Annotated in this window: 24 protein-coding genes; 5 read left to right on the forward strand and 19 right to left on the reverse strand. The window is 62.5% G+C overall.

What is annotated here, in order from left to right; all coding sequences use genetic code 11:
- The first annotated feature begins 79 nt into the window (after positions 1 to 79).
- Positions 80 to 805 (forward strand): SDR family oxidoreductase, encoded by a 726-nt coding sequence (locus tag BT199_RS03035; protein WP_014719044.1) that lies wholly within the window; start codon positions 80 to 82, stop codon positions 803 to 805.
- On the opposite strand, the gene BT199_RS03040 is transcribed toward BT199_RS03035, so the two are convergent.
- The 14 genes from BT199_RS03040 to BT199_RS03105 all read right to left on the reverse strand — a co-directional run bounded on the left by BT199_RS03040 (position 802) and on the right by BT199_RS03105 (position 17248).
- Positions 802 to 1806, reverse strand: coding sequence for a LacI family DNA-binding transcriptional regulator (locus BT199_RS03040; RefSeq protein WP_054897430.1), 1005 nt, complete (start codon positions 1804 to 1806; stop codon positions 802 to 804). The genes BT199_RS03035 and BT199_RS03040 overlap by 4 nt on opposite strands.
- Positions 1807 to 1864: 58 nt before the next feature.
- A complete protein-coding gene (locus BT199_RS03045) occupies positions 1865 to 2728 on the reverse strand; it encodes a LysR family transcriptional regulator (RefSeq protein WP_014719042.1) in 864 nt (287 codons plus the stop codon).
- Between the two features lie 735 nt (positions 2729 to 3463).
- Positions 3464 to 4867: an amidase gene (locus tag BT199_RS03050; protein ID WP_072433848.1), complete on the reverse strand. Its 1404-nt coding sequence runs from the start codon at positions 4865 to 4867 to the stop codon at positions 3464 to 3466.
- Positions 4864 to 6132, reverse strand: a complete 1269-nt coding sequence (locus BT199_RS03055; protein ID WP_072433849.1) for a Zn-dependent hydrolase — start codon at positions 6130 to 6132, stop codon at positions 4864 to 4866. The genes BT199_RS03050 and BT199_RS03055 overlap by 4 nt, the downstream gene beginning before the upstream one ends.
- A 13-nt stretch (positions 6133 to 6145) precedes the next feature.
- Positions 6146 to 6841, reverse strand: a complete 696-nt coding sequence (locus BT199_RS03060) for an ABC transporter ATP-binding protein (protein WP_003192343.1) — start codon at positions 6839 to 6841, stop codon at positions 6146 to 6148.
- On the reverse strand, positions 6841 to 7590 hold the full coding sequence (locus BT199_RS03065) for an ABC transporter ATP-binding protein (RefSeq protein WP_014719039.1): 750 nt from the start codon (positions 7588 to 7590) through the stop codon (positions 6841 to 6843). Before BT199_RS03065 ends, BT199_RS03060 begins: the two co-directional genes overlap by 1 nt.
- Positions 7587 to 8597: a branched-chain amino acid ABC transporter permease gene (locus BT199_RS03070; protein WP_072433850.1), complete on the reverse strand. Its 1011-nt coding sequence runs from the start codon at positions 8595 to 8597 to the stop codon at positions 7587 to 7589. Before BT199_RS03070 ends, BT199_RS03065 begins: the two co-directional genes overlap by 4 nt.
- 1 nt (position 8598) lies before the next feature.
- Positions 8599 to 9459, reverse strand: a complete 861-nt coding sequence (locus BT199_RS03075; RefSeq protein WP_020301305.1) for a branched-chain amino acid ABC transporter permease — start codon at positions 9457 to 9459, stop codon at positions 8599 to 8601.
- A 57-nt stretch (positions 9460 to 9516) separates the two neighbouring features.
- A complete protein-coding gene (locus BT199_RS03080) occupies positions 9517 to 10719 on the reverse strand; it encodes an ABC transporter substrate-binding protein (RefSeq protein WP_038450627.1) in 1203 nt (400 codons plus the stop codon).
- Between the two features lie 237 nt (positions 10720 to 10956).
- Positions 10957 to 11724: a FadR/GntR family transcriptional regulator gene (locus tag BT199_RS03085; RefSeq protein WP_060767049.1), complete on the reverse strand. Its 768-nt coding sequence runs from the start codon at positions 11722 to 11724 to the stop codon at positions 10957 to 10959.
- A gap of 108 nt (positions 11725 to 11832) precedes the next feature.
- Positions 11833 to 12588, reverse strand: a complete 756-nt coding sequence (locus BT199_RS03090; protein ID WP_032902363.1) for a proteinase — start codon at positions 12586 to 12588, stop codon at positions 11833 to 11835.
- Between the two features lie 107 nt (positions 12589 to 12695).
- Entirely contained in the window at positions 12696 to 14108 is a 1413-nt protein-coding gene (locus BT199_RS03095) for an efflux transporter outer membrane subunit (RefSeq protein ID WP_038450623.1), read from the reverse strand.
- The gene (locus BT199_RS03100; protein ID WP_072433851.1) at positions 14101 to 16074 is read right to left on the reverse strand and encodes a MacB family efflux pump subunit; all 1974 of its coding nucleotides are present in this window, start codon (positions 16072 to 16074) and stop codon (positions 14101 to 14103) included. The genes BT199_RS03095 and BT199_RS03100 overlap by 8 nt, the downstream gene beginning before the upstream one ends.
- Position 16075: 1 nt before the next feature.
- The gene (locus BT199_RS03105) at positions 16076 to 17248 is read right to left on the reverse strand and encodes an efflux RND transporter periplasmic adaptor subunit (protein ID WP_014719031.1); all 1173 of its coding nucleotides are present in this window, start codon (positions 17246 to 17248) and stop codon (positions 16076 to 16078) included.
- A 336-nt stretch (positions 17249 to 17584) separates the two neighbouring features.
- Here BT199_RS03105 and BT199_RS03110 point away from each other — a divergent pair, with 336 nt between their 5' ends.
- The 4 genes from BT199_RS03110 (at position 17585) to BT199_RS03125 (ending at position 21748) form a co-directional block, all read left to right on the forward strand.
- Entirely contained in the window at positions 17585 to 18067 is a 483-nt protein-coding gene (locus BT199_RS03110) for a sigma-70 family RNA polymerase sigma factor (protein WP_014719030.1), read from the forward strand.
- A gap of 119 nt (positions 18068 to 18186) precedes the next feature.
- The gene (locus BT199_RS03115; RefSeq protein WP_072433852.1) at positions 18187 to 19524 is read left to right on the forward strand and encodes a lysine N(6)-hydroxylase/L-ornithine N(5)-oxygenase family protein; all 1338 of its coding nucleotides are present in this window, start codon (positions 18187 to 18189) and stop codon (positions 19522 to 19524) included.
- 173 nt (positions 19525 to 19697) lie between these two features.
- A complete protein-coding gene (locus tag BT199_RS03120; protein ID WP_014719028.1) occupies positions 19698 to 20918 on the forward strand; it encodes a putative DNA modification/repair radical SAM protein in 1221 nt (406 codons plus the stop codon).
- Complete coding sequence (locus BT199_RS03125) at positions 20915 to 21748, forward strand: TIGR03915 family putative DNA repair protein (RefSeq protein ID WP_058410694.1); 834 nt, start codon at positions 20915 to 20917, stop codon at positions 21746 to 21748. Before BT199_RS03120 ends, BT199_RS03125 begins: the two co-directional genes overlap by 4 nt.
- A 262-nt stretch (positions 21749 to 22010) precedes the next feature.
- Here the strand turns inward: BT199_RS03125 and BT199_RS03130 are convergent, their stop codons facing one another.
- From BT199_RS03130 to BT199_RS03150, 5 genes are all read right to left on the reverse strand, one after another.
- Positions 22011 to 22508 carry an Lrp/AsnC family transcriptional regulator gene (locus tag BT199_RS03130; RefSeq protein ID WP_014719026.1) on the reverse strand — a complete coding sequence of 166 codons (498 nt, stop codon included), beginning with the start codon at positions 22506 to 22508 and terminating at the stop codon, positions 22011 to 22013.
- A 4-nt stretch (positions 22509 to 22512) separates the two neighbouring features.
- On the reverse strand, positions 22513 to 23343 hold the full coding sequence (locus BT199_RS03135) for an ABC transporter ATP-binding protein (RefSeq protein ID WP_305883523.1): 831 nt from the start codon (positions 23341 to 23343) through the stop codon (positions 22513 to 22515).
- A gap of 3 nt (positions 23344 to 23346) precedes the next feature.
- Entirely contained in the window at positions 23347 to 24060 is a 714-nt protein-coding gene (locus BT199_RS03140) for an ABC transporter permease (protein WP_014719024.1), read from the reverse strand.
- Complete coding sequence (locus BT199_RS03145; protein WP_072433853.1) at positions 24057 to 24758, reverse strand: ABC transporter permease; 702 nt, start codon at positions 24756 to 24758, stop codon at positions 24057 to 24059. The genes BT199_RS03140 and BT199_RS03145 overlap by 4 nt, the downstream gene beginning before the upstream one ends.
- Before the next feature lie 138 nt (positions 24759 to 24896).
- Positions 24897 to 25676, reverse strand: a complete 780-nt coding sequence (locus BT199_RS03150; protein ID WP_072433855.1) for an ABC transporter substrate-binding protein — start codon at positions 25674 to 25676, stop codon at positions 24897 to 24899.
- Positions 25677 to 25689: the final 13 nt, after the last annotated feature.

Genomic DNA, 25689 nt, shown 5'->3' on the forward strand with positions numbered 1-25689 from the left:
TTATCGGGAGCTGATACACCGCTATCGCAGGCAAGCCAGCTCCCACAGTGGGTCTTCATTGGTTTTGAGATCTTTATTTATGACCACCACCTTCGACTTCTCGCACCAGCGCATCCTCGTCACTGGTGCCAGCAGCGGCATCGGTCGCGAAATTGCCCAGCAACTGATCGCCAGCGGCGCTGAAGTCTTCGCTCTCGGTCGCGATGCCCAGGCGTTGGCTGCATTGGGGTGCCACACCCTGTGCGTAGATATCGCTGACAGCGTCGCCCTCGACAAAACCCTGCAAGATTTGCCGCCTCTGCACGGTCTGGTCAACTGCGCCGGTATCTCACGCCTGGAGCCTGCCGCGGCCATCAGCGCCAGCGCCTTCGACCAGGTGATGAGCGTCAACGCCCGCGCCGCTGCGCAAGTGGCCAGCCGGGTCGCGGCAAAGATGATCGAAGCGAACATGGCGGGCAGCATCGTCAACGTCTCCAGTCAGGCGTCGTTGGTGGCGCTGGACGATCACCTGAGCTACTGCGCCTCCAAGGCTGCACTGGATGCGATCACCCGCGTGCAATGCGCCGAGTGGGGCCGTTTTCGCATACGCGTCAACAGCGTCAACCCCACCGTGACCTTGACGCCGATGGCGGCCATGGCCTGGTCCGACCCGGCCAAGCGCGACCCGGCGCTGGCAGCGATTCCTTTGGGGCGTTTTGCGCAACCGGCGGAAGTGGCGCTACCGGTGCTGTTTTTGCTTAGCGACGCGGCGAGCATGATCAGTGGCGTCAGCCTGCCGGTGGACGGCGGCTACACCAGCCGCTAGCCGTTTTCCAACTGCCCGGCGATGACCACTTTGTCCCGTGGCTTGTGCGGGTCTTGCAGGCGGTCAAGTAGCAGGCGCACGGCACTGCTGCCGGCCAGGGATGCATCATGGGCTACGCAAGCGATGGGCACGCCGAAGATATCGGCGAAGGGCAGGCGGTCGATGCCACAGATGGTCAGGCTGTCATGGGCGATGTTGTGCATGCGCAAGGCGCGCAGGGCGCCCAGGGTGATCAACTGGTTGAAGCCCATGATCGCATCCGGCGCCGAGTGTGCGGCCAGGTAGTCGAGAGTATGTAAATAAGCCGGCATCAGCGTGTAGTCGCCCGCCTGCACCTCGACCTGAATGTCGGGGTGCTCGGCCAGCACTTCGCGCAGGCCCTTGAGGCGCTCCACGCTGATGCGCGAGTGCTCGGGGCCGGTCAGCACCAGCAGGCGCTTGAGGTTCGGGGTTTGGCGTAACAGGTAGTGCGCGGCTTGCAGCCCGCTGTGGTAGTTGTCGAGCACCACGCGGCTGAACGGGCTGTCGTGGATCGTGCGATCGAGCAGTACCACCGGGGTCTTGCCGTTGCCCAGGCGTTCGAGGTAGTCGGGCTGGTAGCTGGGCTCGTCGGAGACCGGCGACAGGATGATCCCCGCCACGCGGTAGCCCAGGAGGGTATCGACTGCCTTGCTTTCGAGTTCTTCAAGTTCATCGGTGTCTACCAGCATGATGGTGTAGCCGTGCTTTTTCGCCTCGCGGGAAATGGCCTTGATCATCTCGCTGTAGAACGGGTTGTCTACAGACGCGGTGATGACCCCGATGATCAGGCTTTCACTGCGCTTGAGCCCACGGGCGAAGGCGTTGGGCACGTAGTCGAGCTCGCGAGCCACTTCAAGAATGCGCGCCAGGGTGGCGGGTTTGACCAGGTCGGGTTTGCTCAGGGCCCGGGACACCGTAATGGTGGTCATGCCGACCCGTTTGGCAATGTCGCTGATGGTGACGGACTTTTTCTTGTTCATCGGTAAGGCTGCGAGAGGAAACACCAGCAGGCTAGCATGTGCGCAGATGTAGAGTGATTCAAATCAGCGGATCCCAGCGTTGCGACCAGTCGCCTTCGGCCTTCACCACCGCGCGTAGCAGTTCCAGGGCTTGCTGCAACACCGCCGAATCCCGCGCCCGCGAGTACACCAGGTAGGTCGGAAAGCTGAATTCCGGCGCCTTGGGCACGCGCTGCATCACGCCGCTGTCCAGGTAGCTTTGCACCACCCGTGTGCGGAAGTAGCCGGCACCGCCGTTTTCCAGAATGTACTGCAACGCCAGCGGCCCCAGGTTGAAACTCAGCGCGGCACGCGCACGGTCGGGCAGGGCGGCGTCGTGTTGCTGGCGAAAACCCTGGCCCCAGTCGATATACACGTAGGGCGAGGGTTTGCTCGCCAGTTGCACCAGAATCAGTTTTTCTTCCAGCACCTGCTCCACCTGCAAGCCCGGCCAGTATTGCGGCTGGAACACCAAGGCGGCGTCGAGCACACCCAACTCCAGTTGGCGCAGCAGGTACTCGCCTTCACGCACCTCGGTGCGCAGCGCGTGCCCCGGAATGTGCTCGCGCAGCGCCTTGGCCCAGCCGAGCATCAATGGGTTGCACAGGCTGACCTCTCCGCCGATATGCAGCACATTGCGATAGCCATCGGGCAACGGCAGGTCGCGTCGCGCCGCTTCCCAGGTCTGCAGCAACTGGTTGGCGTACACCACGAAGGCCTCGCCGTCGGCGGTCAGCCGCGCACCGGCACGGTTGCGCACAAACAGCGTGCAGCCGAGCTGGTTCTCAAGGTTTTTGACACGAGCGGTGATAGCGGTCTGGGTGACGTGCAGTTTCTCGGCCGCTGCGGCCAGGCTGCCGCAGCGGGTGATTTCGAGGAAGGTGCGTGCCAGTTCGATGTCCATGAAGCCCCCGGGGATGAATAGGGGCATTGTAGAGCGATGCAGGATTGGAATGCGATCCATGTGGGAGCTGGCTTGCCTGCGAAATCGCTGGTTCAGTTAGCCCATTGGCCTCTGACACACCGCTATCGCAGCATAGGTATCTACATAACTTTGGTACGACGCTGTATCTGTGGCGAGGGAGCTTGCTCCCGTGGCGGCCTGACAGCGACGCTTATCCACCTGACGCGCCGCAGTCCTATGTGGGAGCTGGCTTGCCTGCGAAGACGGCCTGACAGTCAACTGGGATGTTGGATCAGAGCGCGTACATATCCGTTATTTAGGTAACGGCCACTTAGGGTTCCGCCCTGACGGCGGCTCACTTTGCAAAAGCGGCAAAGTAAGCAAAACGCTCTTGCCCCACCACTCGGCACCTCGCTTAGGCTCGGTGTGCCCGTAATCCGCCAGTGATTTGGGGGGCCGCCGCCACGCGCCATCCATGGCGCGGGGCGGCTAAACCGGCATCCCTGCCGGTTTACCCCCCAAATCCCTGTCGAATTCCGGCCAGCGTGGTTTAACGGGGCGCCTGAGATCAAGATCAAAAGCAGATCAAGAGCGGCTCGCTTCGCATCGTGGTTACCGTTGGCTGCTACAACCTACAAAATTGTGTAGAAGCTGCGACGGCGGTGTGTCAGAGGCCAATGTGCTGACTGAACCAGCGCTATCGCAGGCAAGCCAGCTCCCACAGTTGTAGGTATTTCAGGTCGGGCTTCTCGGTGTGTGCAAGTGCGCTGTGGGGAATGCCTGTGCATACGCGTGACACACCCTAAGTACCTGCTCATCGGCAAACCGCGCGCCCACCACATGCAAGCCCACTGGCAAGCCATTTGCCGCCAACCCGCAGGGCACTGACGCCGCCGGTTGCTGGGTGAGGTTGAACGGGTAGGTGAACGGCGTCCATTCCATCCACTCAGTCATTCCCGAACCCGGCGGTACGTTGTGCCCGGCTTCGAACGCGGTGATCGGCATCATCGGTGACACCAGCACATCGTAATGCTCATGGAAAGCCGCCATCCGTGCGACCAGCGCCGCCCGGGCTTCCAGGGCTGCGTTGAAATCATCCAGGCTCAAGCGCTCGCCCCGTTGTGCAATGCGTAGCAGCCCTGGGTCCAGCAGTTGCCTTTGCGCCTCGCTCATCGTGCCGGTCAGGCGTGCTGCGCCGGCAGCCCATAGGGTGCTGAACACCTCCAGCGGGTCGCTGAAACCGGGGTCGATCTGCTCGACATGGGCGCCCAGTTGCACCAGGCCCTGCACAGCCCGATCCACTACCTGGGCAACTTGCGGGTCGACTTTCACATAGCCGAACGTGGGGCTATAGGCGACACGCAACCCTTTCAAGTCCGTTCCTGGAATGAGCCAGGGCGTGGTTCGCGGCGCACCGATCAAGCCGTCCCGTGCATCCGGTCGCGCCACGGCTTGCAGCATCAGCACGCTGTCTTCCACGGTGCGCGTCATCGGCCCCAGGTGCGACAGAATCGTCATGGAACTGGCCGGCCATTGCGGTACATAGCCGAAAGTCGGCTTGATCCCGAAGGTGCCGGTAAACGCACAGGGAATGCGGATCGAGCCACCGGCGTCGCTGCCCTGGTGCAGCACGCCCAGGTTCAATGCCGCCGCCGCAGCGGCGCCCCCGGACGAACCACCGGCGGTGGTGCGCGTGTCCCACGGGTTGCGGGTGATGCCATACAGCGGGTTATCGGTGACGCCTTTCCAGCCGAATTCCGGGGTGGTGGTCTTGCCCAGCAGCACCGCGCCGGCCTTGCGCATGAAGGCCGAGAAGGGCGCGTCCACGTCCCACGGGCCCTCGGCACTGGAGGTGCGCGAGCCTTTGCGCGTGGGCATACCGACCGTCAGCGTTAGGTCTTTGATCGACGCCGGCACGCCATCCAGCGCCCCGCAGGGTTCGCCCTTGAGCCAGCGTTGTTCCGACGCCCGCGCAGCGTCCAAGGCGCCTTGCGGGTCGACATGGCAGTAGGCATTCACCACCGGGTTATAGCGCTCGATGCGCAGCAACGCGTCTTCGGTGACCTCCACGGGTGACAAGGTCTTGTCGCGAAAGTGCTGCAACAGTTGCACCGCTGTCAGTTGGCCAATCTCACTCATGCCACATCCCCCTGTGCCGCCTTGACCATGGCGCGCAGCAACACCGCGCAACCCGCCGCCAGGTCATCCGGCGCGGCGTTTTCGATTTCGTTATGGCTGATGCCGCCTTCGCACGGCACAAAGATCATCCCGGCCGGGCCCAGTTCAGCGACGAAGATCGCGTCATGCCCGGCACCGCTGACAATGTCCATATGGCTCAAGCCCAATGCCTGGGCAGCCTCGCGCACGGCATTGACACAGGCTGGGTGGAAGTCCAGCGGCGGGAAGTCGGCGGTGGGCGTCAGTTCAAACGTCAAGCCGTTGCGGGCAGTGGAGTCCTCGATCACGCTACGCACTTCATCGACCATGGCTTGCAGCTTGTCGGCGTGCAGGTGACGCAGGTCGATGGTCATGTGCACCTGGCCGGGGATCACGTTGCGCGAGCCAGGGTGCAGGTTCAGGCAGCCGACGGTGCCGCAGGCATGAGGCTGATGCAGATGGGCGATACGGTTGACCGCGCTGACCACTTCGGCAGCGCCCACCAGGGCATCCTTGCGCAGGTGCATGGGCGTAGGGCCCGCATGCGCCTCTACGCCGGTGAGAGTCAGGTCGAACCACTTCTGGCCCAGGCAGCCCATCACCACGCCCAGGGTAATGGCCTGGTCCTCCAGCACCGGGCCTTGCTCGATATGCGCTTCGAAATAAGCGCCCACCGGATGGCCCAGCACCGCACGCGAACCGGCATAGCCGATGCGCTGCAATTCGCTGCCTACCGACAGGCCCTGGTCGTCGCGCTTGTCGAGGGTGTCCTGCAGGTCGAACTTCCCGGCAAATACCCCGGAGCCCATCATGCACGGCGGGAAGCGCGAGCCTTCTTCGTTGGTCCACACCACCACTTCGATGGGCGCCTGGGTTTCGATCTGCAAGTCATTGAGCGTGCGGATCACTTCCAGCCCGGCCATTACCCCGTAGCAACCGTCGAACTTGCCGCCGGTGGGCTGGGTGTCGATATGGCTGCCGGTCATGACCGGGGGCAGGGCGGGGTTGCGGCCAGGACGGCGGGCGAAGATATTGCCGATGGCATCCACACTGATGCTGCACCCGGCTGCCTCGCACCACTGCACAAACAGGTCGCGGGCCTGGCGGTCCAGGTCGGTGAGGGCCAGGCGACACACGCCGCCCTTGGCCGTGGCGCCGAGCCGGGCCAGGTCCATCAGCGACTGCCACAAACGGTCGCGGTTGATCAGCGGGGCATTGCTCTGGAGCGGTTGCGCAAGACTGTTCATCAGGAATCTCCACTCAGGCACTCAAGGCCAGGTAACGGTTTTTGATCGTCGGGTCGGCGCGGAAGTCAGCGGCGCTGCCTTCGTACACCACGCGGCCCTGTTCGAGCACGTAATGGCGGTCGGCGAGCTTGTCGCAGACCATCAGGTTCTGTTCCACCAGCAACACCGGCAGGCCCTCGTCCTTGACCTTGCGCAGGATCTTCACCAGCTCGTCAACGATCACCGGGGCCAGGCCTTCAGTGGGTTCGTCGAGGATCAGCAGCTTGGGGTCGTTCAGCAGGGCGCGGGCGATGGCGAGCATCTGCTGTTCGCCGCCGGACAACGCATGGCCGGCGTTTTTGCGCCGCTCCTTGAGGCGCGGGAACATGGCGTACACGTCTTCCAGTTGCCAGCGGCTGTGTTTGCGGGCGGCGATGCGCAGGTTTTCTTCCACCGTCAGCAGGCGGAAAATCCCGCGGTTTTCCGGCACCAGCGCCAAGCCCTGGCGCGCAATTTCGAAAATCTTCTGCCCCACCAACGCCTGGCCGTTGAAGTGGATCTGGCCCTGGCGCGGGCAGATGATGCCGAGGATGCTACGCAGGGTGGTGGTCTTGCCGGCACCGTTACGGCCCAGCAGGGTCACCAGTTCGCCAGGATTGACGCTCAGCGACACGCCCTCCAGCACATGGCTCTTGTCGTAGTAGGAATGGATATTCTCAACGATCAGCATCAGGCAGCCTCCCCAAGATAGGCAGTACGCACACGTTCATCGGCGCGCACGAACTCCGGCGTGCCTTCCACCAGAATCTGCCCATGGCTCATCACCGTGATGCGTTGGCTGATGGACATGACGATGCTCATGTTGTGTTCGATCAACAGCACCGTATGGTCGCGGCCAAGGTCGCTGATCAGTTGGGTCATGATCGGGATATCGTCGATGCCCATGCCCGAGGTGGGCTCGTCGAGCATCAACAGTTTGGGTTTGGAGCAGATCGACATGCCCACCTCCAGTACCCGTTGCTGGCCGTGGGACAACTCACCGGCCAGGGTGTCGGCGCGGGCCGTGAGTTGCAGGCGTTCCAGCACCTGGTCGGCCATCTCCAGGTGTTCGCGCTGGCTGTCCACCCGACGCCAGAAGTTCAAGGCACGCGAGCCATCGCGGCCCTGGGCGGCCAGGCGCAGGTTTTCGCGCACGCTGAGGTTCTGGAACAGGCTGGTGAGCTGGAACGAACGCGCCATGCCCAGGCCGACGCGGCCGTGGGCGGGCTTGCGCATCAGGTTCTTGCCGTCGAAATGGATCGCTCCGGCGGTGGCCTGGCGTTCGCCCGTCAGGCAATGAAACAGGCTAGTCTTGCCGGCGCCATTGGGGCCGATGATGGTGTGGATGGTGCCGGCTTCGACCTTGAGGTTGACGCCATTGACCGCATGGAACGCGCCGTAGGCCAGCTCCAGGTTCTGGGTTTCCAGCAAGATACTCATAGCCCGTCCTCCTTGGCGACGACTGCGGGTTTGCGCGTGCCGCGCAGCTTTTCGAACAGCGACGCCAAGCCGCCCCACAAACCGCCGCGCATGAAGATCACCACCAGGATCAGGATCACCCCCAGCAGCATCAGCCAGCGCGGCCACAGATCGGAGAGAAAGTCACCCAGCAGCACGATGGAACCGGCGCCCAGCAGTGAGCCGAACAGCGAGCCGGTGCCGCCGACGATGGTCATGATCAGGATGTTCTCGGACATCGCCAGGTCGATATTCGACAGCGGCACAAAGTGCAACAGCATGGCGTACAGCGCCCCGGCAATCCCGGTGACCGCGCCGGACAGCACGAACACCAGGATCTTGAAGTGACGCGTGTCGTAGCCGATGGCCGAGGCGCGGGTTTCATTTTCGCGTATCGCCATCAGCGTGCTGCCGAACGGCGAGGCGATCACCCGGCGTGCGCCGATGAAAATCAGCAGGAACAGCACCGCGACAAAACCGTAGAAGGCGCGGGCATCGGCCAGGGACAGCAGCACGGTGTCACCCACACGAATTTCCGGGCGTGGCACGCTGAGCAGGCCGTTGTCGCCGCCGGTCCAGTCGCTCAGGGTGTAGGCGACGAAGTAGGCCATCTGGCTGAACGCCAACGTGAGCATCACGAAGTAAATGCCCGTTCGCCGAATCGCCAGGGCACCCACCAGCAAAGCCAGCGCGCCACCGGCCAGCGCCGCGCCCAGCAACGCCATGAACAGGCCCAGTTGCAGGTGGATCATCAACAGCGCCGCACAATAAGCACCGGCACCAAAGAAGATGCCTTGGCCGAAGGACAGCAGCCCGGTATAGCCCAGCAGCAGGTTGCAGGCCAGGGCGGCCATGGCAAAGATCAGTATCTCGGTGGCCAGGGTCGCCGAGGGCAACACCAGCGGCAGGCCGATCAGCACGGCCAGCACCCACAGCAACATGGCTCTGGATTGGGTCTTGGCAAACGGCAGGGGGTTTTTCTCGCTCATGTCAGGCTCTCCCGAACAGGCCGTAAGGGCGTACCAGGATCACCACGGCCATGGCGCCGTAGATCATCAGGCTCGCACCCTGGGGCCAGAGTGTGGTCATCAGGCTTTGCACCACGCCCACCAGCAAACCGCCGACCAGCGCACCGCTGAACGAGCCCATGCCGCCGATCACCACCACCACGAAGGCGATGCCGAGAATCTCCGGGCCGACGAAGGGCTGGGCGCCGCGCAAGGGCGCGAACAACACCCCGGCGACACCGGCCAGGGCGACGCCGAGGGCGAAGGTCATGGAGAACAGGCGGAAAATATTGGTGCCCAGTAGCGACACGGTTTCGGTGCTTTCACTGCCGGCGCGCACCAGGGCACCGAAGCGCGTGCGCTCCAGCAGCAGCCACAGGCCCAGGCCCACCAGCCCGGAAAACACGATGAGGAACAGGCGGTAGTAGGGATAGACAAAATCACCCACCACCAGCACGCCGCGCAACAGTTCCGGCACGGCGACGCTTTTGCCCACCGGGCCCCAGATCATCACGCTGGCTTCCTGGATGATCAGAGCGATCCCCAAGGTCACCAGAATCTGGAACATGTGCGGCAAGTGGTAGATACGCTGGATCAACAAGCGCTCAATTACCCAGGCCAACGCAGCCACCACCAACGGCGCGATCAGCAACGCCAGCCAGAAGCTGCCGGTGAGGCTTACCGCGGTGTAGCAGATGTAGGCGCCGAGCAGGAAGAACGCGCCGTGGGCGAAGTTGACGAAGTTGAGCAGGCCGAAAATGATCGTCAGCCCCACCGCGATCAGGAAGTAGATCATCCCCAACCCAAGGCCGTTGAGGATCTGGAACAGGTACAGATTAAGCATGCAGGCACCCTCCGCAGGTGGCCGCTTGCGCGGCCCTGCGCGACAAAAGTTAAGCGGTCAGCCGAGTGTGCAGCCCGTCGCCTCGACTGCGGGGAACGACTGGCCAGCGCTGAGCACTTTGGCCAGGTCGTCCTTGTCGGCCATGTCGCCGCTGGCCTTGCCGATCAGCAGGTAGTAATCCTTGATCACCTGGTGGTCGCCGGCGCGGATCGACTCTTTGCCGGTCGGGCCTTCGTAGCTCAAGCCTTGCAGGGCCTTGGCTACGGTCGGACCGTCGAAACTGCCGGTGGCGATGATGGTGTCGAGCATGACTTTGGTGCTGATGTAGTCGGCGGCCAGCGGGTAGGTGGGGTTGATGCCGTAGGTGGCCTGGGTCAGCTTGACCAGCTCACGGTTGAGCGGGGTGTCGACCTGGTGCCAGTACTGCGCGCCCAGGTACACACCTTCGAGCACATCGCTGCCCAGTTCCTGGAACTGATCCAGGCCGGCAGACCACACCAGCAATACCTTCATGCGCTCCTTGATGCCGAAGTTCACGGCTTGGCGCAGGGTGTTGGACGATTGGCTGCCAAAGTTGAGCAGCACCAGCACATCGGGCTTGGTGGAAATGGCGTTGGTCAGGTAACCGGAAAACTCCTGTTCCTGCAGTGAGTGGTAGCTGTTGCCCACGTGTTCCAGGCTATGTTCCTTGAGCACGTTTTTGGCCCCTTCGAGCAAGGCTTCGCCGAACACGTATTGCGGGGTGATGGTGTACCAGCGCTTGGCGTCCGGCAGCAACTTGATCAGCGGCACCATGGTTTCGCGGATCGCACCGTAGGTGGGCACTGACCAGCGGAAGGTCGCCTTGTTGCAGTCCTTGCCTGTGACTTCATCGGCGCCCACCGGGGTCATGAACACGCCGCCGACCTTGTCCACTTCCTTGGCTACCGCCAGGGCGGAAGACGACAGCGTGCAGCCCTGGAAGAACCGTGCGCCGTCCTGCGCGATGGCCTCTTGCACCTTGCGCACCGCCTTGCCGGCGTTGCCTTCGGTATCGATGACCTTGTAGTTCAGCGGGCGGCCGAGCAAGTCGGGGTGTTGTTGCACCGCCAGGCGTGAACCCATGTCGGCAAATTTGCCATAGCTGGCAAAGGCGCCAGACATGGACTTGAGGCCGTAAAAGGTAAAGGGCTCGGCGGCGAATGCCGAACGCACGCTCAGCGGAAGGCTGAGGGCGGCGGCGGCGGTGAGGCTGGCTTTCAATAACGTACGACGCTGCATGGGGTGACTCCCTGGTTTAGTTATTGGCAGGAGCGGCAAGGGCGATACGGTGGAGCAAGGGCCTGTGGGCAGGCTTGTTATTGGATAACTCGATTTCGCGGGGGAACGGGGTCAAATGTGGGAGCTGGCTTGCCTGCGATGGCATCTACTCGGTCCCTCTGTAACACCGAGGCGCCCGCATCGCAGGCAAGCCAGCTCCCACATTGAACGGGTTCCCACATTGAATGGTTGGTGTGTTTAAGAGTGGTCGAACTCCAAGAGGAAGTGCGGGCTCACCTGGCCTTCCAGCGCGGTCATGTGGTGTTCGGCATCGCACATGTGTTCATGCATCAAGCTGCGCACCGCGCTTTCATCCCTGGCGCGAAAGGCGATCAGCAGTTGCTTGTGATAGTCGAGGTTGGCCGCATCGAACTGCTTGCGCTTGGGCTTGTAGGCCTTTTTCAGCACCACCAGGTCGCGCAGCAAGTCATTGAGGAACTGCGCCATGAAACTCAGCAGCGGGTTGGGGCAGGCCCGGGCCAGCAGGTTGTGGAACTCCAGTTCCGCCAGGCGTTGTTCGCGCTGGCCGGCTTCGCTGTCTTCGGGGGCGCTGCAAAAATCCACGTTGGCTTGCAGGGCCAGGTAGTCGTCTTCGCTCAAACGCCCCAGCACCGACACCGCCAGCTCCACTTCGATGACCTTGCGCAGTTGGTAGACCTGCTCGCCGTCCAGGTGCTGGAAGTGCAGGTAATTGCGCAAGGCGCGGCTGGCCGGCTCGGTGCCGGCCTGGTTCAAGTACGCCCCGCCACTGGGGCCGGTGCGCGTGCTCACCAGGCCCTCCACTTCCAACGCCTTGAGCGCTTCGCGTGCCGAACCCTTGGAACACTGGAAGCTTTCCATCAGCTCGCGTTCGGTGGGCAGGCGATCGCCGGGCTTCAAGGCGTCGGTGACGATCGAGCGCTTGACCGACTCGACAATCACATCGGACAGCTTCTGGCGTTTGCGGCGTAACGGACGACTCAGCATGGCGGTGATTTATCGTATTAATGCGGATAAATAGCACTTAATAACGATTGGGCAGGTGCGTCAACGCAAGGGGTCGTTTTCGGTGAATAGGGGTCGTAAATGCGCAGGTTATTCCCAGGCGCCCAAATCCAGGCAGCGTGCGGTCGCCGGCGGCTGTTTGCCATAAGCGAGAAAATCCCCTAGCCAGCGGCTCACACAGCCGTCAGCGCCTGCGTGTGCCGACTCCTTGAGCAAGAGCTGCTCGACACCGGCGGCGAGCGCTTCGCCAGGCTCGGTATTGATCAGCACCATGCGCCCGACGCGCTCGGGAAACAGCGTGCCATAGCGGTTGCCCAGGCGCGTGGCAGCGGCGTTGCCCAGGTAGTTGAGGCGCGCCTCGCCCAATTGCCCGCGCACGTACTCCATGTCCCGGGCGGCCTGTTCCACGGCATTGCCCTGGCGCAGGTCGCGGGTGCTCAACTCGATCACGTCGTAGCGGTCGACCAGGGTGCGATAGGCGGTGGTGGCAAGCGACTCCCAGCGGCTGGCCAAGTGAAGGACGAAAGGTGCGCCTTTGACCCGCTGGGGGTCGCCGGCCTGGATGAACACCACGCCTTCACGGTTGAGCGGCTGCCGTGCGCCTACCCGTGTCACGCTCAGGCGAATGCGGCCGCGCTGGGGGGCGGCATGGTCGCGGGGCACGCTGACCAGGCCGCATTGGGTGCGGCCAACCACTTCGGGGTCCAGGCGCGCTGTTGCAGTGAGTGGGCAGTCCAGCAACCAGTCGATCGCGGTGGGGGCGATCAAGGGCTCGGCCAACGCCAGGTTTGGTATCAGCCAAAAGCCGATGCAGGCCAGGCCGTTTACAAAAGCGCTGGGTTTCATCATGAGGTCCTGGGCATCCGTGTGATAACGGCTTTTTTACCAAGGACCTTGGGGTGGAAAATGTAAGGTGAAGAAACAACTCGTGTATGAAATATGAGTTTCGTTTATCAGATATCGGTGTTCCAGCCACCGCCCAATGCCTTGTACAGGGCGATGCTGGCTTGCAGGCGCGACAGGCGCAGTAGCACGTTCTGGTCTTGGGCGTCGTACAGGGTGCGCTGGGTTTGCAGTACCGTGAGCAGGTCTTCGGCGCCAGCTTCATAGCGGCTTTGGGCAATCTGGAAGGCGGCCTGCGCCTGTTGCAGCTCTTCGGTTTGCCACTGGCGTTGCTGGTCCAGGCGGGTGATGCTGCTGAGGGCTTTTTCCACATCGGCAAAGCCGTTGATGATCGCCCCACGGTAGGTTTGCAGCAGTTCATCCTGGCGTGCCCGAGCCTTGTCGCGCTCGGCGCTCAGCCGGCCATTATTGAAAATCGGCGCCATCAGGCCCGAAGTCAGGGTGTAGAAGGGGCTGCGCAGGATCTCTTCAGCCTTGGACGCGCCTGAGCCGAGCGTTGCGCCCAATGTCACCGTCGGCAGCATGGCCGCACGGGCCACCGTGACATCGGCGCTGGCCGCCGCCAACTGGGCCTCGGCCTGGGCGAGGTCGGGGCGCCGGCTCAATAACTGGCTGGGCACGCCAGGCCCGATACTTGGCCAGGTCAATGCCTGAAAGGGTTCTGTGCCTAGCTCCAGGGCCTGCACGGGCTGGCCGAGCAAGGCGGCGAGGGTGATCTGCGATTCTTCGGCCGATTGCTCGATCAGCGGCAGTTGCCGTTGCTGACCGGCCACCAGGCTTTTCTGTTGTGCCAGTTCCAGGGCCGTGGCGGAACCTGCGTCGTGGCGGGTCTGCACCAGGTTCAGCACATTGCGCGCATTCGCCAGGTTGAGCTCGGCAATCTGCAGGCGCTGGCGTGCGGCCAGGGTTTGCGCGTAGCGGTCGGCGACGTTGCTGAGCAGGGTCAGCTCCACGTTGGCCTGATCGAACTCACTGGCGTGCAAGCTGTGCACGGCGCTGTCGCGGGCAGCGGCGCGGCCACCCCAGAAGTCGATTTCGTAGCTGGCCGTGAGGTTGGCGTCATAGTTGTTGACAGTCCTGTTGCTCTCGGTGGCGTCCAGCTCCGAGTTGCCGCTGCCGCGCAACAGCCGTTGACGGCTGGCGCTGAGGTTGAACTTCAGTTCCGGCAACAATGGTGCACCGGCAATTACCGCCGTGGCCTGGGCCTGGCGGACACGCGCCATGGCCGCCGCCACGTCGAAGCTGTCACGGCGGGCCTGGTCGATCAGGCGGTTCAGCGCCGGGCTGCCAAACTGCGTCCACCAACGTTGGTTGATGGCTTGGGTCGCTTCGCGTTCGGCAAAATGCCAGGCGGCGGGCGCAGCAAGGCCGTTGTCGATGGCGGGCGGGTTAGTGCCGCAGGCCGTGAGCAACAGGCACACACTGAGCGCTGACAGTTGTGGAGTGAGAGATCGTTTATTCACTGGTCAACGCCTTAACCGGATCAAGCCGGGCAGCTTTACGGGCCGGCATGAAGCCGAATACGACGCCGGTGACCAGCGCACAGCCAAACGCGCCGAGCACCGCCACCAGGGAAAACTGTACCGCCACTTCAGCCAGCACCAGCACGCCGCCTACCAGCAATGCCAGGGCAATACCGAACAGGCCGCCGACCACCGAGAGCATCACCGCCTCGGTGAGAAACTGGCGCAGGATGTCGCGCTGGCGCGCCCCGGTGGCCATGCGGATGCCGATTTCACGGGTGCGTTCGCGCACGGTCATCAACATGATGTTCATCACGCCGATGCCGCCCACCAGCAGGGAAATCGCTGCAATCGAGCCGAGCATCAGCGACAGGGTGTTCTGGGTCCGTGCTTCGGCCTGGATCATCGCTGCGTCGTTGGTCAGGTGGAAGTCGCGTTTGCCGCCGTGCAGCTTTTGCATAAGCTGACTGATGGCTTGCTCGGCCTCTTGCACCTTGCGTGCATCGGCGGCGGCAATGACAACGTATTCGGGATTATAGGTGCCGAACAGGCGCACGCTGGCGGCGGTATAGGGAATGGCGACACGGTCGTCGCTGTCTTGCATCCCGGAGCTGGAGCCTTTTTCCGCCAACACGCCAATCACTTGGAAGGGCACGTTTTCGATCAGGATGTATTGGCCGATGGGGTCTAGCTGGCCTTTGAACAGTTTTTCGCGCACGCGATGGCCGATCACCGCCACCGTGGCCCCGGCGCGTTCGTCGGCTTCGGTAAAGTAGCTACCTTGGGCCACTGGCCAGTTGAAGATGTCCGGGAAGTTGGTGTCGTTGCCGCCCACATAGGCCATGTAGTCGACGTTGCCGAAGCGCACGCCGGCGTAGGTGCCGTTCACCGGCATGATGCGCTTGACCTGGGGCAATGTAGCCAATGCCGCCACATCATTGAGGGTCACGATACCTGCCGGTGTGCGCGGGTTAGGCGAAAAGCCGCTCAGATAGATGATGTTGGAGCCGAAGGCCGCCATCTGCGCCATGACCTGACGCTTGCTGCCTTCGCCCACCGCCAGCATCACTACCACCGACGCCACGCCGATGATGATCCCCAGCAGCGTCAGCGCGGTGCGGAAGCGGTTGATCCACATGACCCGCCAGGCTGCCTGCACCGCGTCCAGCAGCTCGGCTTTCCAGGCACCATTGTGTTCGGCACCGTCGGCCAGGCGCTGGCGCAGATCCACGGCTTGCAATGCGTCGCTGCCGGCCGGGACGGGCACGTGGGTGGTACTCAACGCCGAATCGCTGATGATCCGGCCGTCGCTGATCTCAATGATGCGGTTGGCATGCGCCGCGACTTCGCGGTCGTGGGTAATGAGGATAACCACATGGCCCTGGCTCGCCAATTCATCCAGCAGCACCATCACCTCGGCACCGCTGTGGCTGTCGAGGGCCCCGGTGGGTTCGTCGGCAAGGATTATATGCCCGCCGTTCATCAACGCCCGGGCAATCGAGACGCGCTGTTGCTGACCACCGGAGAGCTGGTGCGGGCGGTTGTTGGTGCGATCGGCCAGGCCCAGGCGGGTCAGCAGAGCCTTGGCACGGGCATGGCGTTCGGCAGCGCTGATACCCGCATAGATCGCCGGCATCTCAACGTTTTCCTGGGCCGAGCCGGACGGGATCAGGTGGTAGCCCTGGAACACGAAACCAAAGGCTTCGCGGCGCAGCCAGGCCAGTGCGTCGCTGTCCAGGTGCGCGACGTTTTCCCCTGCGAACAGGTAGTCGCCCACGGTGGGGCGGTCGAGGCAGCCGAGGATGTTCATCAGTGTGGATTTGCCGGAGCCGGAGGCGCCGACGATGGCAACGAACTCTCCTGCATGGATCGACAGGTCGATCCCACGCAATACGTCGACCTGCGGGCTGTCGCCGCCGCCGTAGGATTTGCGGATGTTCTTGAGTTCGATCAGTGGCGTGGTCACATCAACCCCCGCTGCCGCTGGCTGGGCCGATCAACAGGTGATCGCCTTCGTCCAGGCCATCCAACACTTCAACCCGCAGGCGGTCACTGATACCCAGCTGTACTTCTCGCTCCTTGATGGCGCCGTTTTTGGTCACGACCCGCGCGATCTGCTTGTCGGTGCCTTGGCTGCCGAGCAGCGCTGCGACCGGGATGGTGAGAGCGTCCCTGGCCTGGCTGGCGACGAAAAACACCTGGGTGGTCATTTCGGCCATTAACGCATTGTCAGCGTTGTCCACATCCAGCAGTACGGTGTATAGCACTACCCGGCCACTGCCGGTTTTGCTGGTACTACTGGGGCTGCCACTGCCTTGGCTGGTTTCGTTCAGGGGCTTGGGCGGGATCGGCAGGATCTGGCGCACGGTGCTGGTCCAGCGCCGGGTGCCGCCGGCGAGGGTGGTGAAATAGGCGCTCATGCCCGGTTTGACGTGGCCGATATCGGCTTCGGACACTTCGGCCCATACGGTCATCGGCGACAGTTTGGCGATGCGCAGGATCAACGGCGTCTGTTGCTGGGCGTTGAGCGTCTGGCCGACTCGCGCATCTACCGCCACTACGGTGCCGCTCATCGGCGCGTAAATCCGCGTATAGCCCAGTTCGGCCTCGTCACTGCGCAGGCTGGCCTGGGCCTGGCGGATCTGGGCCTTGAACATGTCCACCCGCGCCTGGGTCGCACTCAGTTCGGCCTTGGCGGTTTGCACATCTTCTTCGCGGGTGGCATTCCCGGCGCTCAGGCGCTGCTGGCGCTGATACTTCTGGCGCGCCAGCTCGTGCTGGGCTTTTTGCTCCTGCAACTGGGCCTCGAGGTTTTCGATGGCGTAGCGGCTGGCGTCGAGTTTGGCCTGCTGCGTGGCAGGGTCGATCTCTACCAGTAGCTGGCCTTGCGTGACCTGGTCACCGGCCTCGACATGGATCTTGCGGATCTGTCCGGAGGCCTGGGCGCCGACGTCTACGTAGCGTCGCGGTTGCAGGGTGCCCAGGGCGGTGACACTGTTCTCAATGTCGCCGCGCACGACAGTGACCGTGGGCAAGCTATCTCGACCTGGCGGCAACAGCTGCCAGGCTGCCACTGCAAGGAGGGGGATCAGGCAAACCACAGCAAGGAGGGCGAGGCGGGCGGGGCGAGGGCGTTTCATGCTTTGGTTCCAGCCAGGGAAAGGGGGCCGAGTGGCGAAGAGCTGACTGTTATACGAGAAAATTGCGCGAATATTTAGGCGTTTACATACGCAGTAACAGCTGCGTCGGCGAAAAAAACCATACGTGGGAGCAAGACTTCTTTAAAAGTAGATGAGAATTACTATAAATTGCACATACTCAAACTGCCATCATCGATGGCTGTCTGTTGGGAGCAAGTTCGCTCGCGAAAACGTCAACGATAACGCGTGCATCCAGATAAAACGATGTGCCCTCAGGTTCTTCGCGAGCAAGCACGCTCCTACAGGATTAACACCACCGGGAGGTGCTCAGGAGTCATGTTGGAAAACTACTATCGCGAGCTGGTGTGTTTCCTGAACGCCAAGCTGGGTAACCGCCAGGTGGCCGAAGATGTGGTGCATGACGCCTATGTGCGGGTGCTGGAGCGCGTAAGCGATACGCCAATCGAGCAGCCTCGCGCGTTTCTTTACCGCACGGCACTGAACCTGGTGATCGACGGCCATCGGCGTAATGCCTTGCGTCAGTCCGAGCCTCTTGAGGTGCTGGACAGCGAAGAGCGCTTCGCCGCCTGTTCCCCCCACACCAGCCACCACCAGGGCCAGCGCCTGGAGATGCTCGAGCGCGCCTTGGCCGAGTTGCCGGCGGCCTGTCGCGACAGTTTCCTGTTGCGCAAACTCGAAGGCCTGTCCCACGTGCAAATCGCCGAACGCCTGTGCATTTCCCGCAGCCTGGTGGAAAAACACATCGTCAATGCGATGAAGCACTGCCGGGTGCGCATGCGCGAGTGGGAAGCGCACTGATCGGCTGTTAGTTAAATTTTATTTCACTGTCCTCGTTTCCTATCAACACACGGCCTGTTGTTCAGGCCATGAAGGTATTCCCGCCCCACCGCCATGGGGCTTATCCAGAGGACACTGGAATGACACAGGCAATTGCTTCGCCCGCGGTTCATGACCTGATCGGGATCGGTTTCGGCCCTTCGAACCTGGCGCTGGCCATCGCCCTGCAGGAGCGTGAAAAGGCCCAGGGCAAGCTGGACGTGCTGTTTCTCGACAAACAAGCCGACTACCGCTGGCACGGCAATACCCTGGTGACCCAGAGCGAACTGCAGATTTCCTTCCTCAAGGACCTGGTGACCCTGCGCAACCCCACCAGCCCGTACTCCTTCGTCAACTACCTCAAGGCCCACGAACGCCTGGTGGACTTCATCAACCTGGGTACCTTCTATCCCTGCCGCATGGAGTACAACGACTACCTGCGCTGGGTGGCGGGGCAGTTCCAGGCCCAGGCCAACTACGGCGAGGAAGTGCTGGCCATCGAGCCGATCCTGCATCAGCAGCAGGTCGAGGCGTTGCGCGTGATCTCCCGTGATGCCCAGGGCGAGCAGCATGTGCGCACCACCCGTTCGGTGGTGGTCAGCGCCGGCGGCACGCCGCGTATTCCGGAGGCGTTCAAGGCACTCAAGGGTGACAGCCGGGTGTTCCACCATTCCCAGTACCTGGAGCGCATGGCCAGCCAGCCGTGCGTAGACGGCAAGCCGATGCGCATCGCCGTGATCGGCGGCGGCCAGAGCGCGGCAGAAGCTTTTATCGACCTCAATGACAGCTTCCCGTCGGTGCAGGTCGATATGATCCTGCGCGGTTCGGCGCTCAAGCCGGCCGACGACAGCCCGTTCGTCAACGAAGTGTTCTCGCCGGCCTTTACTGACCTGGTGTTCCAGCAAGTCGGTGCCGAGCGTGAGCGTTTGGTCGCCGAGTACCAGAACACCAACTACTCGGTGGTGGACCTGGACCTGATCGAGCGCATCTACGGGATTTTCTACCGCCAGAAAGTCTCCGGCATCGCCCGCCAGGCGTTCCGCACCCTGACCATAGTGGAGAAGGCCACCGCCGGCCCGCTGGGCATCGAACTGGCCCTGCGCAATACCGCCACCGGCGAAACCAGCCTCAACCATTACGACGCGGTAATCCTGGCCACCGGCTACGAGCGCCAGATGCACCGTGAACTGCTGGCGCCGCTGCAAGCCTACATGGGCGACTTTGAAGTGGCCCGCGACTACCGCATCGTCACCGACGAGCGCTGCAAGGCTGGCATCTACATCCAGGGCTTCAGCCAGGCCAGCCACGGCTTGAGCGATACCTTGCTGTCGGTGTTGCCGATTCGGGCGGATGAGATTGCGGCATCGTTGTATGAGCACGATCGAAACCGCGACAAAGGTCGTTCGGTGCAGGACTTGCTCCTGGCTACTGCCAGCTGACCGATCCCCTGTAGGAGCGAGCTTGCTCGCGAAGAACGTCAACGATAACGCGCCTCATCTGAATGAACGTGGCGCTCTCGCCTTCTTCGCGAGCAAGCTCGCTCCTACAGACGGCACTTGTGACAAAGTGTGGCTATTGGTACTGTACAAAAAACCAGTATCGGTAGCCCTCCATGCAGTTGATCGAAAAACTCAGCATCCTCGCCGACGCCGCCAAGTACGACGCGTCCTGCGCCAGCAGTGGCGCGCCCAAGCGCAGTTCCGAGGGCAAGGCGGGGCTGGGTTCCACCAATGGCATGGGCATCTGCCACAGCTACACGCCCGATGGCCGTTGCGTGTCGTTGCTCAAGGTGTTGCTCACCAACTTCTGCCTCTACGACTGCCAATACTGCGTCAACCGCCGCTCCAGCGACGTGCCCCGTGCGCGCTTCAGCCCGGAGGAGGTGGTCACCCTGACCCTGGATTTCTACAAGCGCAATTGCGTCAGCGGGCTGTTCCTCAGCTCCGGCATCATCCGTTCGTCGGACTACACCATGGAGCAACTGGTGCGGGTCGCCAAACTGCTGCGCGAAGAGCATGACTTTCGCGGTTATATCCACCTCAAGACCATCCCCGATGCCGACCCGGCCCTGATCGCCGAGGCTGGCCGTTATGCCGATCGCCTCAGTGTGAATATCGAACTGCCCACCGACGCCAGCCTGCAGACCCTGGCGCCCGAGAAGCAGATCGGCTCGATCAAGCAGGCCATGCAGACCATCTACACCGGCGAACAGACGGTGCTCAACGAACCCCGCGCGCCACGTTTCGCCCCGGCCGGGCAGAGCACGCAGATGATCGTCGGCGCCGACGACACCGACGACAGCACCATCCTGCACGGTGCCGAGGCGTTGTACGGTAATTTCAAGCTGCGCCGCGTGTATTACTCGGCGTTCAGCCCCATCCCCAACAGCCCGAAAAGCGTACCCCTGGCCGCGCCGCCCTTGATGCGCGAGCACCGCTTGTACCAGGCTGATTTCCTGCTGCGCAGCTACGGTTTCAGCGCCAATGAGCTGTTCGCCGGCCCCGGTGACCTGGCACTGGATATCGACCCCAAGCTGGCGTGGGCCCTGGAGCATCGCGAGGTGTTCCCCCTGGACCTCAACCGCGCCGAGCCGACCCTGATCGCACGTATCCCCGGCATCGGCCTGCGCACCACCCAGCGCCTGGTCGACCTGCGCCGTGAGCGCAAGATCCGCTTCGAAGACCTGGCGCGCATGCGCTGCGTGCTGGCCAAGGCCAAGCCGTTTTTCATCACCAGCGACTACCACCCGCAACAGGCCGACAGCACCAGTGTGTTGTTGCGCGAACAATTGCGGGACCGCCCGCAGCCGCAACAGATGGGATTGTGGGGATGATCAGCCTGGAGTGCGACAACCTGTTCAGCACCTGGCGCGAACAGGCCCGCTGGTTGCTCAGCCATCAGGTCGACCCCAGCCAGGTCAGCTGGGGCGAGGTGCAGGCGGCGGACCTGTTCGCTACCGATGAACCTATCCCACCAGGGATGGGGCCGTTTCAGGCGCGCATCCCCAAGGCGCTGTTGCAATTGTTGGAGTCCGCTGCCTGTTATCAAGGTGATCAGCGCTGGAGCCTGTTGTATGAAGTGCTATGGCGGGTCAGCCACGGTGATCGCACGGCCATGCTGGCAGGGGACAAGCTTGGCAGCGAGTTGCAACGGCGCATCAAGCAAGTCAGCCGGGAGGCCCACCACTTGCACGCGTTTGTGCGCTTCATCGCGCTGCCGGCCGAGGCAGGGCCGGAACTGCCGGAGTACGTGGCCTGGCATGAGCCGGCCCATGACATTCTCAAGAGCGCCAGCGAGCATTTTATCGGGCGCATGGGCCGCCATCGCTGGATGATCGCCACGCCCCTGGACGGGGTCTATTACGACGGCGAGCAATTGATTCATCAGCGCCAGTGCCCCGAGGCCTGGCAGCAACTGGCGCAGAATGTTGAAGATCCCCACAGCGCCATGTGGCTGACCTACTACAGCCACATCTTCAACCCGGCGCGGCTGAATCCCAAGGTGATGGAAGGGCATTTGCCCAGCCGCTTCTGGAAGAATTTGCCGGAGGGCAAGTTGATTCCGGGGCTGATCAGTGAAGCCCGCACGGGCAAGCAGAAAGATGGGCAGGCGAAGCTGGTGGGTGCCAAGCCAGGCAAAAGAATATTAAGTGGGCAGGGGTGAATGATCGTTCCCACGCTCTGCGTGGGAATGCCACCCTGGACGCTCCGCGTCTGCTCTTGAAGTTTTGTGACGCGGAGCGTCATTGGATGCATTCCCACGCAGAGCGTGGGAACGAGCTAGCTGGATCAGGCCAGGTCGGTTGATCGTTCCCACGCTCTGCGTGGGAATGCCACCCTGGACGCTCCGCGTCTGCTCTTGAAGTTGTGACGCGGAGCGTCATTGGATGCATTCCCACGCAGAGCGTGGGAACGAGCCAGCTGGTTCAGGCCAGTTCGGTCGCGGTGTTCTTGACCACCGCCAACTCCGGATGCGCCACCAGCTTATCAATGTGCAACTCATCATTGTTCAACCAGGTCTCGGTCAGCACCCGGTAATGTTCCATATCCCGGCAGCGCATGCGCAGGCTGTAGTCGAACGGCCCGCTGATCAACTGGCATTCGAATACCTGCGGGCAGGCTTTCACGCAGGCTTCGAAGGCCTTTTGCGCCGAGCGCCCGCTTTGGTTGGACAAGGCCACCAGCACCAGCAGTGACAGCCCCGGTGAGACCATCTGCACATCGATGATCGCCCCATACCCACGGATCACCCCGCGTCGTTCCAGCTTGCGCACCCGTTCCAGGCAGGGCCTGGGGGTGAGGTGCACCAGCGACGAGAGCTTTTCGTAGGTAATACGCCCCTGATGCCTGAGTACGTCGATGATCGCTTCGTCGATGCGATCCAGCGTAGGGGAAGAATGGGGTCCGTGGGCCTTGGTATCCATGAGTTCACTTCAAACGGTTGGAAAGAAATTGCTGCAAGCGTTCGCTGGTGGGATGGTCGAGGATATCGGCGCCGCCGTGTTCTTCGACTCGGCCCTGGTGCAGGAACAGCACTTGGCTGGACACCTGGCGGGCAAAGCCCATTTCGTGGGTGACCATCAGCATGGTACGACCTTCCTCGGCCAACGTCTGTATGACTTTGAGCACTTCTCCTACAAGTTCCGGGTCCAGGGCCGAGGTGGGTTCATCGAACAGGATAATCTCCGGTTCCATTGCCAGCGCGCGCGCAATGGCCACGCGCTGCTGCTGGCCACCGGACAGGAACGCCGGGTATTGGTCCGCCACGCGGCTCGGCAGGCCGACCTTGTCCAGGTACAGTCGCGCACGCTTCTCGGCTTCGGCGGCGCTCACGTTCAGCACCCGGCGCGGGGCCATGGTGATGTTTTCCAGCACGGTCATGTGGCTCCACAGGTTGAAGTGCTGGAACACCATGGCCAGGCGCGTGCGCAGGTTTTGCAGTTGCGCCTGGTGCGGCGCACGGGTGCCGGCGCGGCCTGGTTGCATTTCAATGCTGATGCCGTCCAGGGTGATCACCCCGGCGTCAGGCTGTTCCAGAAAGTTGATGCACCGCAGCATCGTGCTTTTGCCCGAGCCGCTGGCGCCGATCAAGCTGATCACATCGCCCTGGCGTGCGTTGAGGGACACGCCCTTGAGCACTTCGTGTTCGCCGTAGCGTTTATGGATACCTTCGACTTGCAGCTTGATGGCCGCCGTGGCGGTTTTGCCGACGGGTACATCCATTGGATAAGCGGCCAGGGCCTGCGCGGACTGATTCATGGGTTAGCCTCGGGTAGGAACAAGAAAGCGCATCCAGCGACGTTCGGCCAGCCTGAACAGGCCCACCAGTGCAAAGGACAGCAGCATGTAGAGCAGGGCGGCGATGCCGAAGGCCTGGAAGGTCAGGAACGTCTCGGCATTCGCATCGCGGGCGACCTTGAGGATGTCGGCGACGGTGGCGGTAAACGCCAGTGACGTGGCGTGCAGCATCAGGATCATTTCATTGCTGTAGGCCGGCAGGGCGCGACGCAATGCGGCGGGCACGATCACAAACAGGTTCAGCCGCCAGCCGTGCAGGCCATAGGCGCGTGCCGCTTCGATCTCGCCATGGGGAATGTTGCGGATTGCCCCGGCGAAGATTTCCACGGTGTAGGCGCAGGTGTTGAGCACAAACGCCAACAGTGTGCAGTTCAGCGCGTTGCGGAAAAACTGGTTGAGCAGGGCGTTGTCCTGCACCACTTCCAGGCTGTACAGCCCGGTGTAGCAAATCAGCAGTTGGATATACAGGGGCGTGCCACGGAACAGGTAGGTGTAAACCTCCACCGGCCAGCGCAGCCAGAAATGCTCTGAGACGCGTGCCAGCGCCAGGGGGATCGACAGGCCAAAGCCGAGCACCACCGAGATAATGAACAGCCACAAGGTCATGGCGACACCGGACAGGCCGCTGCCATCGCTGAACAGATAGGCCAGGCCGTATTGCTGGAACAGTTCGATCATCGCGCCATCCCCTTGATGCCCAGGTTATAGCGCCGTTCCAGGCGCTTGAAGATGCGGTTGGAGAGGGTGGTAATCACCAGGTACACCAGGCCCGCGAGGATCAGGAAGTACAGCGGCTCGCTGGTGGACTTGCCGGCGTTCTGCGCGGCCTTGACCAGGTCTGACAGGCCGATGATGGACACCAGCGCCGTGGACTTGAGCAGCACCAGCCAGTTATTGCCCAGGCCAGGCAGGGCAAAGCGCATCAGTTGCGGGAACAGCACCAGGTGAAAGCGCTGCCAGCGACTCAGGCCGTAGGCGGTGGCGGCTTCCAGTTGGCCCGCCGGCACACTGAGGATCGCACCCCGGAAGTTCTCGGTGAAATACGCACCGTAGATAAAGCCCAGGGTGATCACCCCGGCGGTAAACGGGTCGATTTCAACGTAGTCCCAGCCGAACGCTTCGGTCAGGTCGTTGAGCCACAGTTGCAGGCTGTAGAAGATCAGCAGGATCAGTACCAGGTCCGGCACGCTGCGGATCAACGTGGTGTAGAGCGTGGCCGGCACGCGCAGCCATTTGGCGCTGGAGAGTTTGGCGCCAGCGGCGACCAGGCCCAGCGTAAGGCTCAGAGCCAGGGCGAGGAACGCCAGCTTGAGCGTCATCCGGGCACCCTGGGCCAGCATGGGGCCGTAGCCTTGCAGGTTGAGGAGGTCGTTCATGGGGAAGATCTCGAAGGAGTGCACGGATTTACTGTGGGAGCTGGCTTGCCTGCGATAACGGAGGTGCAGTCACGGCGTGGGTGCCTGAAGCAACGCTATCGCGGGCAAGCCCGCTCCCACAGGGGCACGGGTTGCCGGTTACTCGTTGTAGATGTCCTGATCGCCAAAGTATTTCTTCTGGATCTGTGCGTAAGTGCCATCGGCCTGGACGGCGGCGATGCCCTTGTTGATCAGCTCACGCAATGCCTGGTCGTTCTTGCGCAGGCCCATGGCGATGTCCAGCGGCAGGGTCGGGTCCTTGAAGGCCGGGCCGGTCTTGAAGTCGGCGCCTTCGGGCTTGGACAGGAAGTTGAGCTGGGCTTCGAGCTTGTCCGTCAGGGTGGCGTCGAGGCGGCCGTTTTGCAGGTCGGCGTAGTTCTGTTCCTGGGACTGGTATGCCTTGATCTGTGCACCGAGCTTGGCCAGGTGTGCGCGGGCATAGGCTTCCTGCAACGAGCCTTGCAGCACGCCAACGTGCTTGCCGTCCAGCGACTCGGGGGTGTCACCGAAGGTGGCGTTTTTACGGGTGATCACCGAGGTGGGGCTGAGGAACAGGCGGTCGGTGAAGTCGATGACTTTCTCACGAGCCGGGGTCACGGCCATGGAGGACATGATCGCGTCGAACTTGCGCGCACGCAGGGCCGGGATCATGCCGTCGAATTCGTTGTGCACCCAGGTGCATTTCACTTCGAGCTTGGCGCAGATAGCGTTGCCCAGTTCGATATCGAACCCTTGCAGGCTGCCGTCGGCGGCGACAGATTCGAAGGGCGGGTATTCGGGGAACACGCCAAACCGGATTTCTTTCCAGTCCTGGGCGTGGGCAGCAGTGGCGCACAGTGGCAACAGCAACGCAGCGAAGAGTGATCGCAGAGGAGTCATGTGTCGGTCCCTA

The sequence above is a fragment of the Pseudomonas sp. NFR02 genome, assembly GCF_900119375.1.
Taxonomy (GTDB): Bacteria; Pseudomonadota; Gammaproteobacteria; order Pseudomonadales; family Pseudomonadaceae; genus Aquipseudomonas; species Aquipseudomonas paracarnis.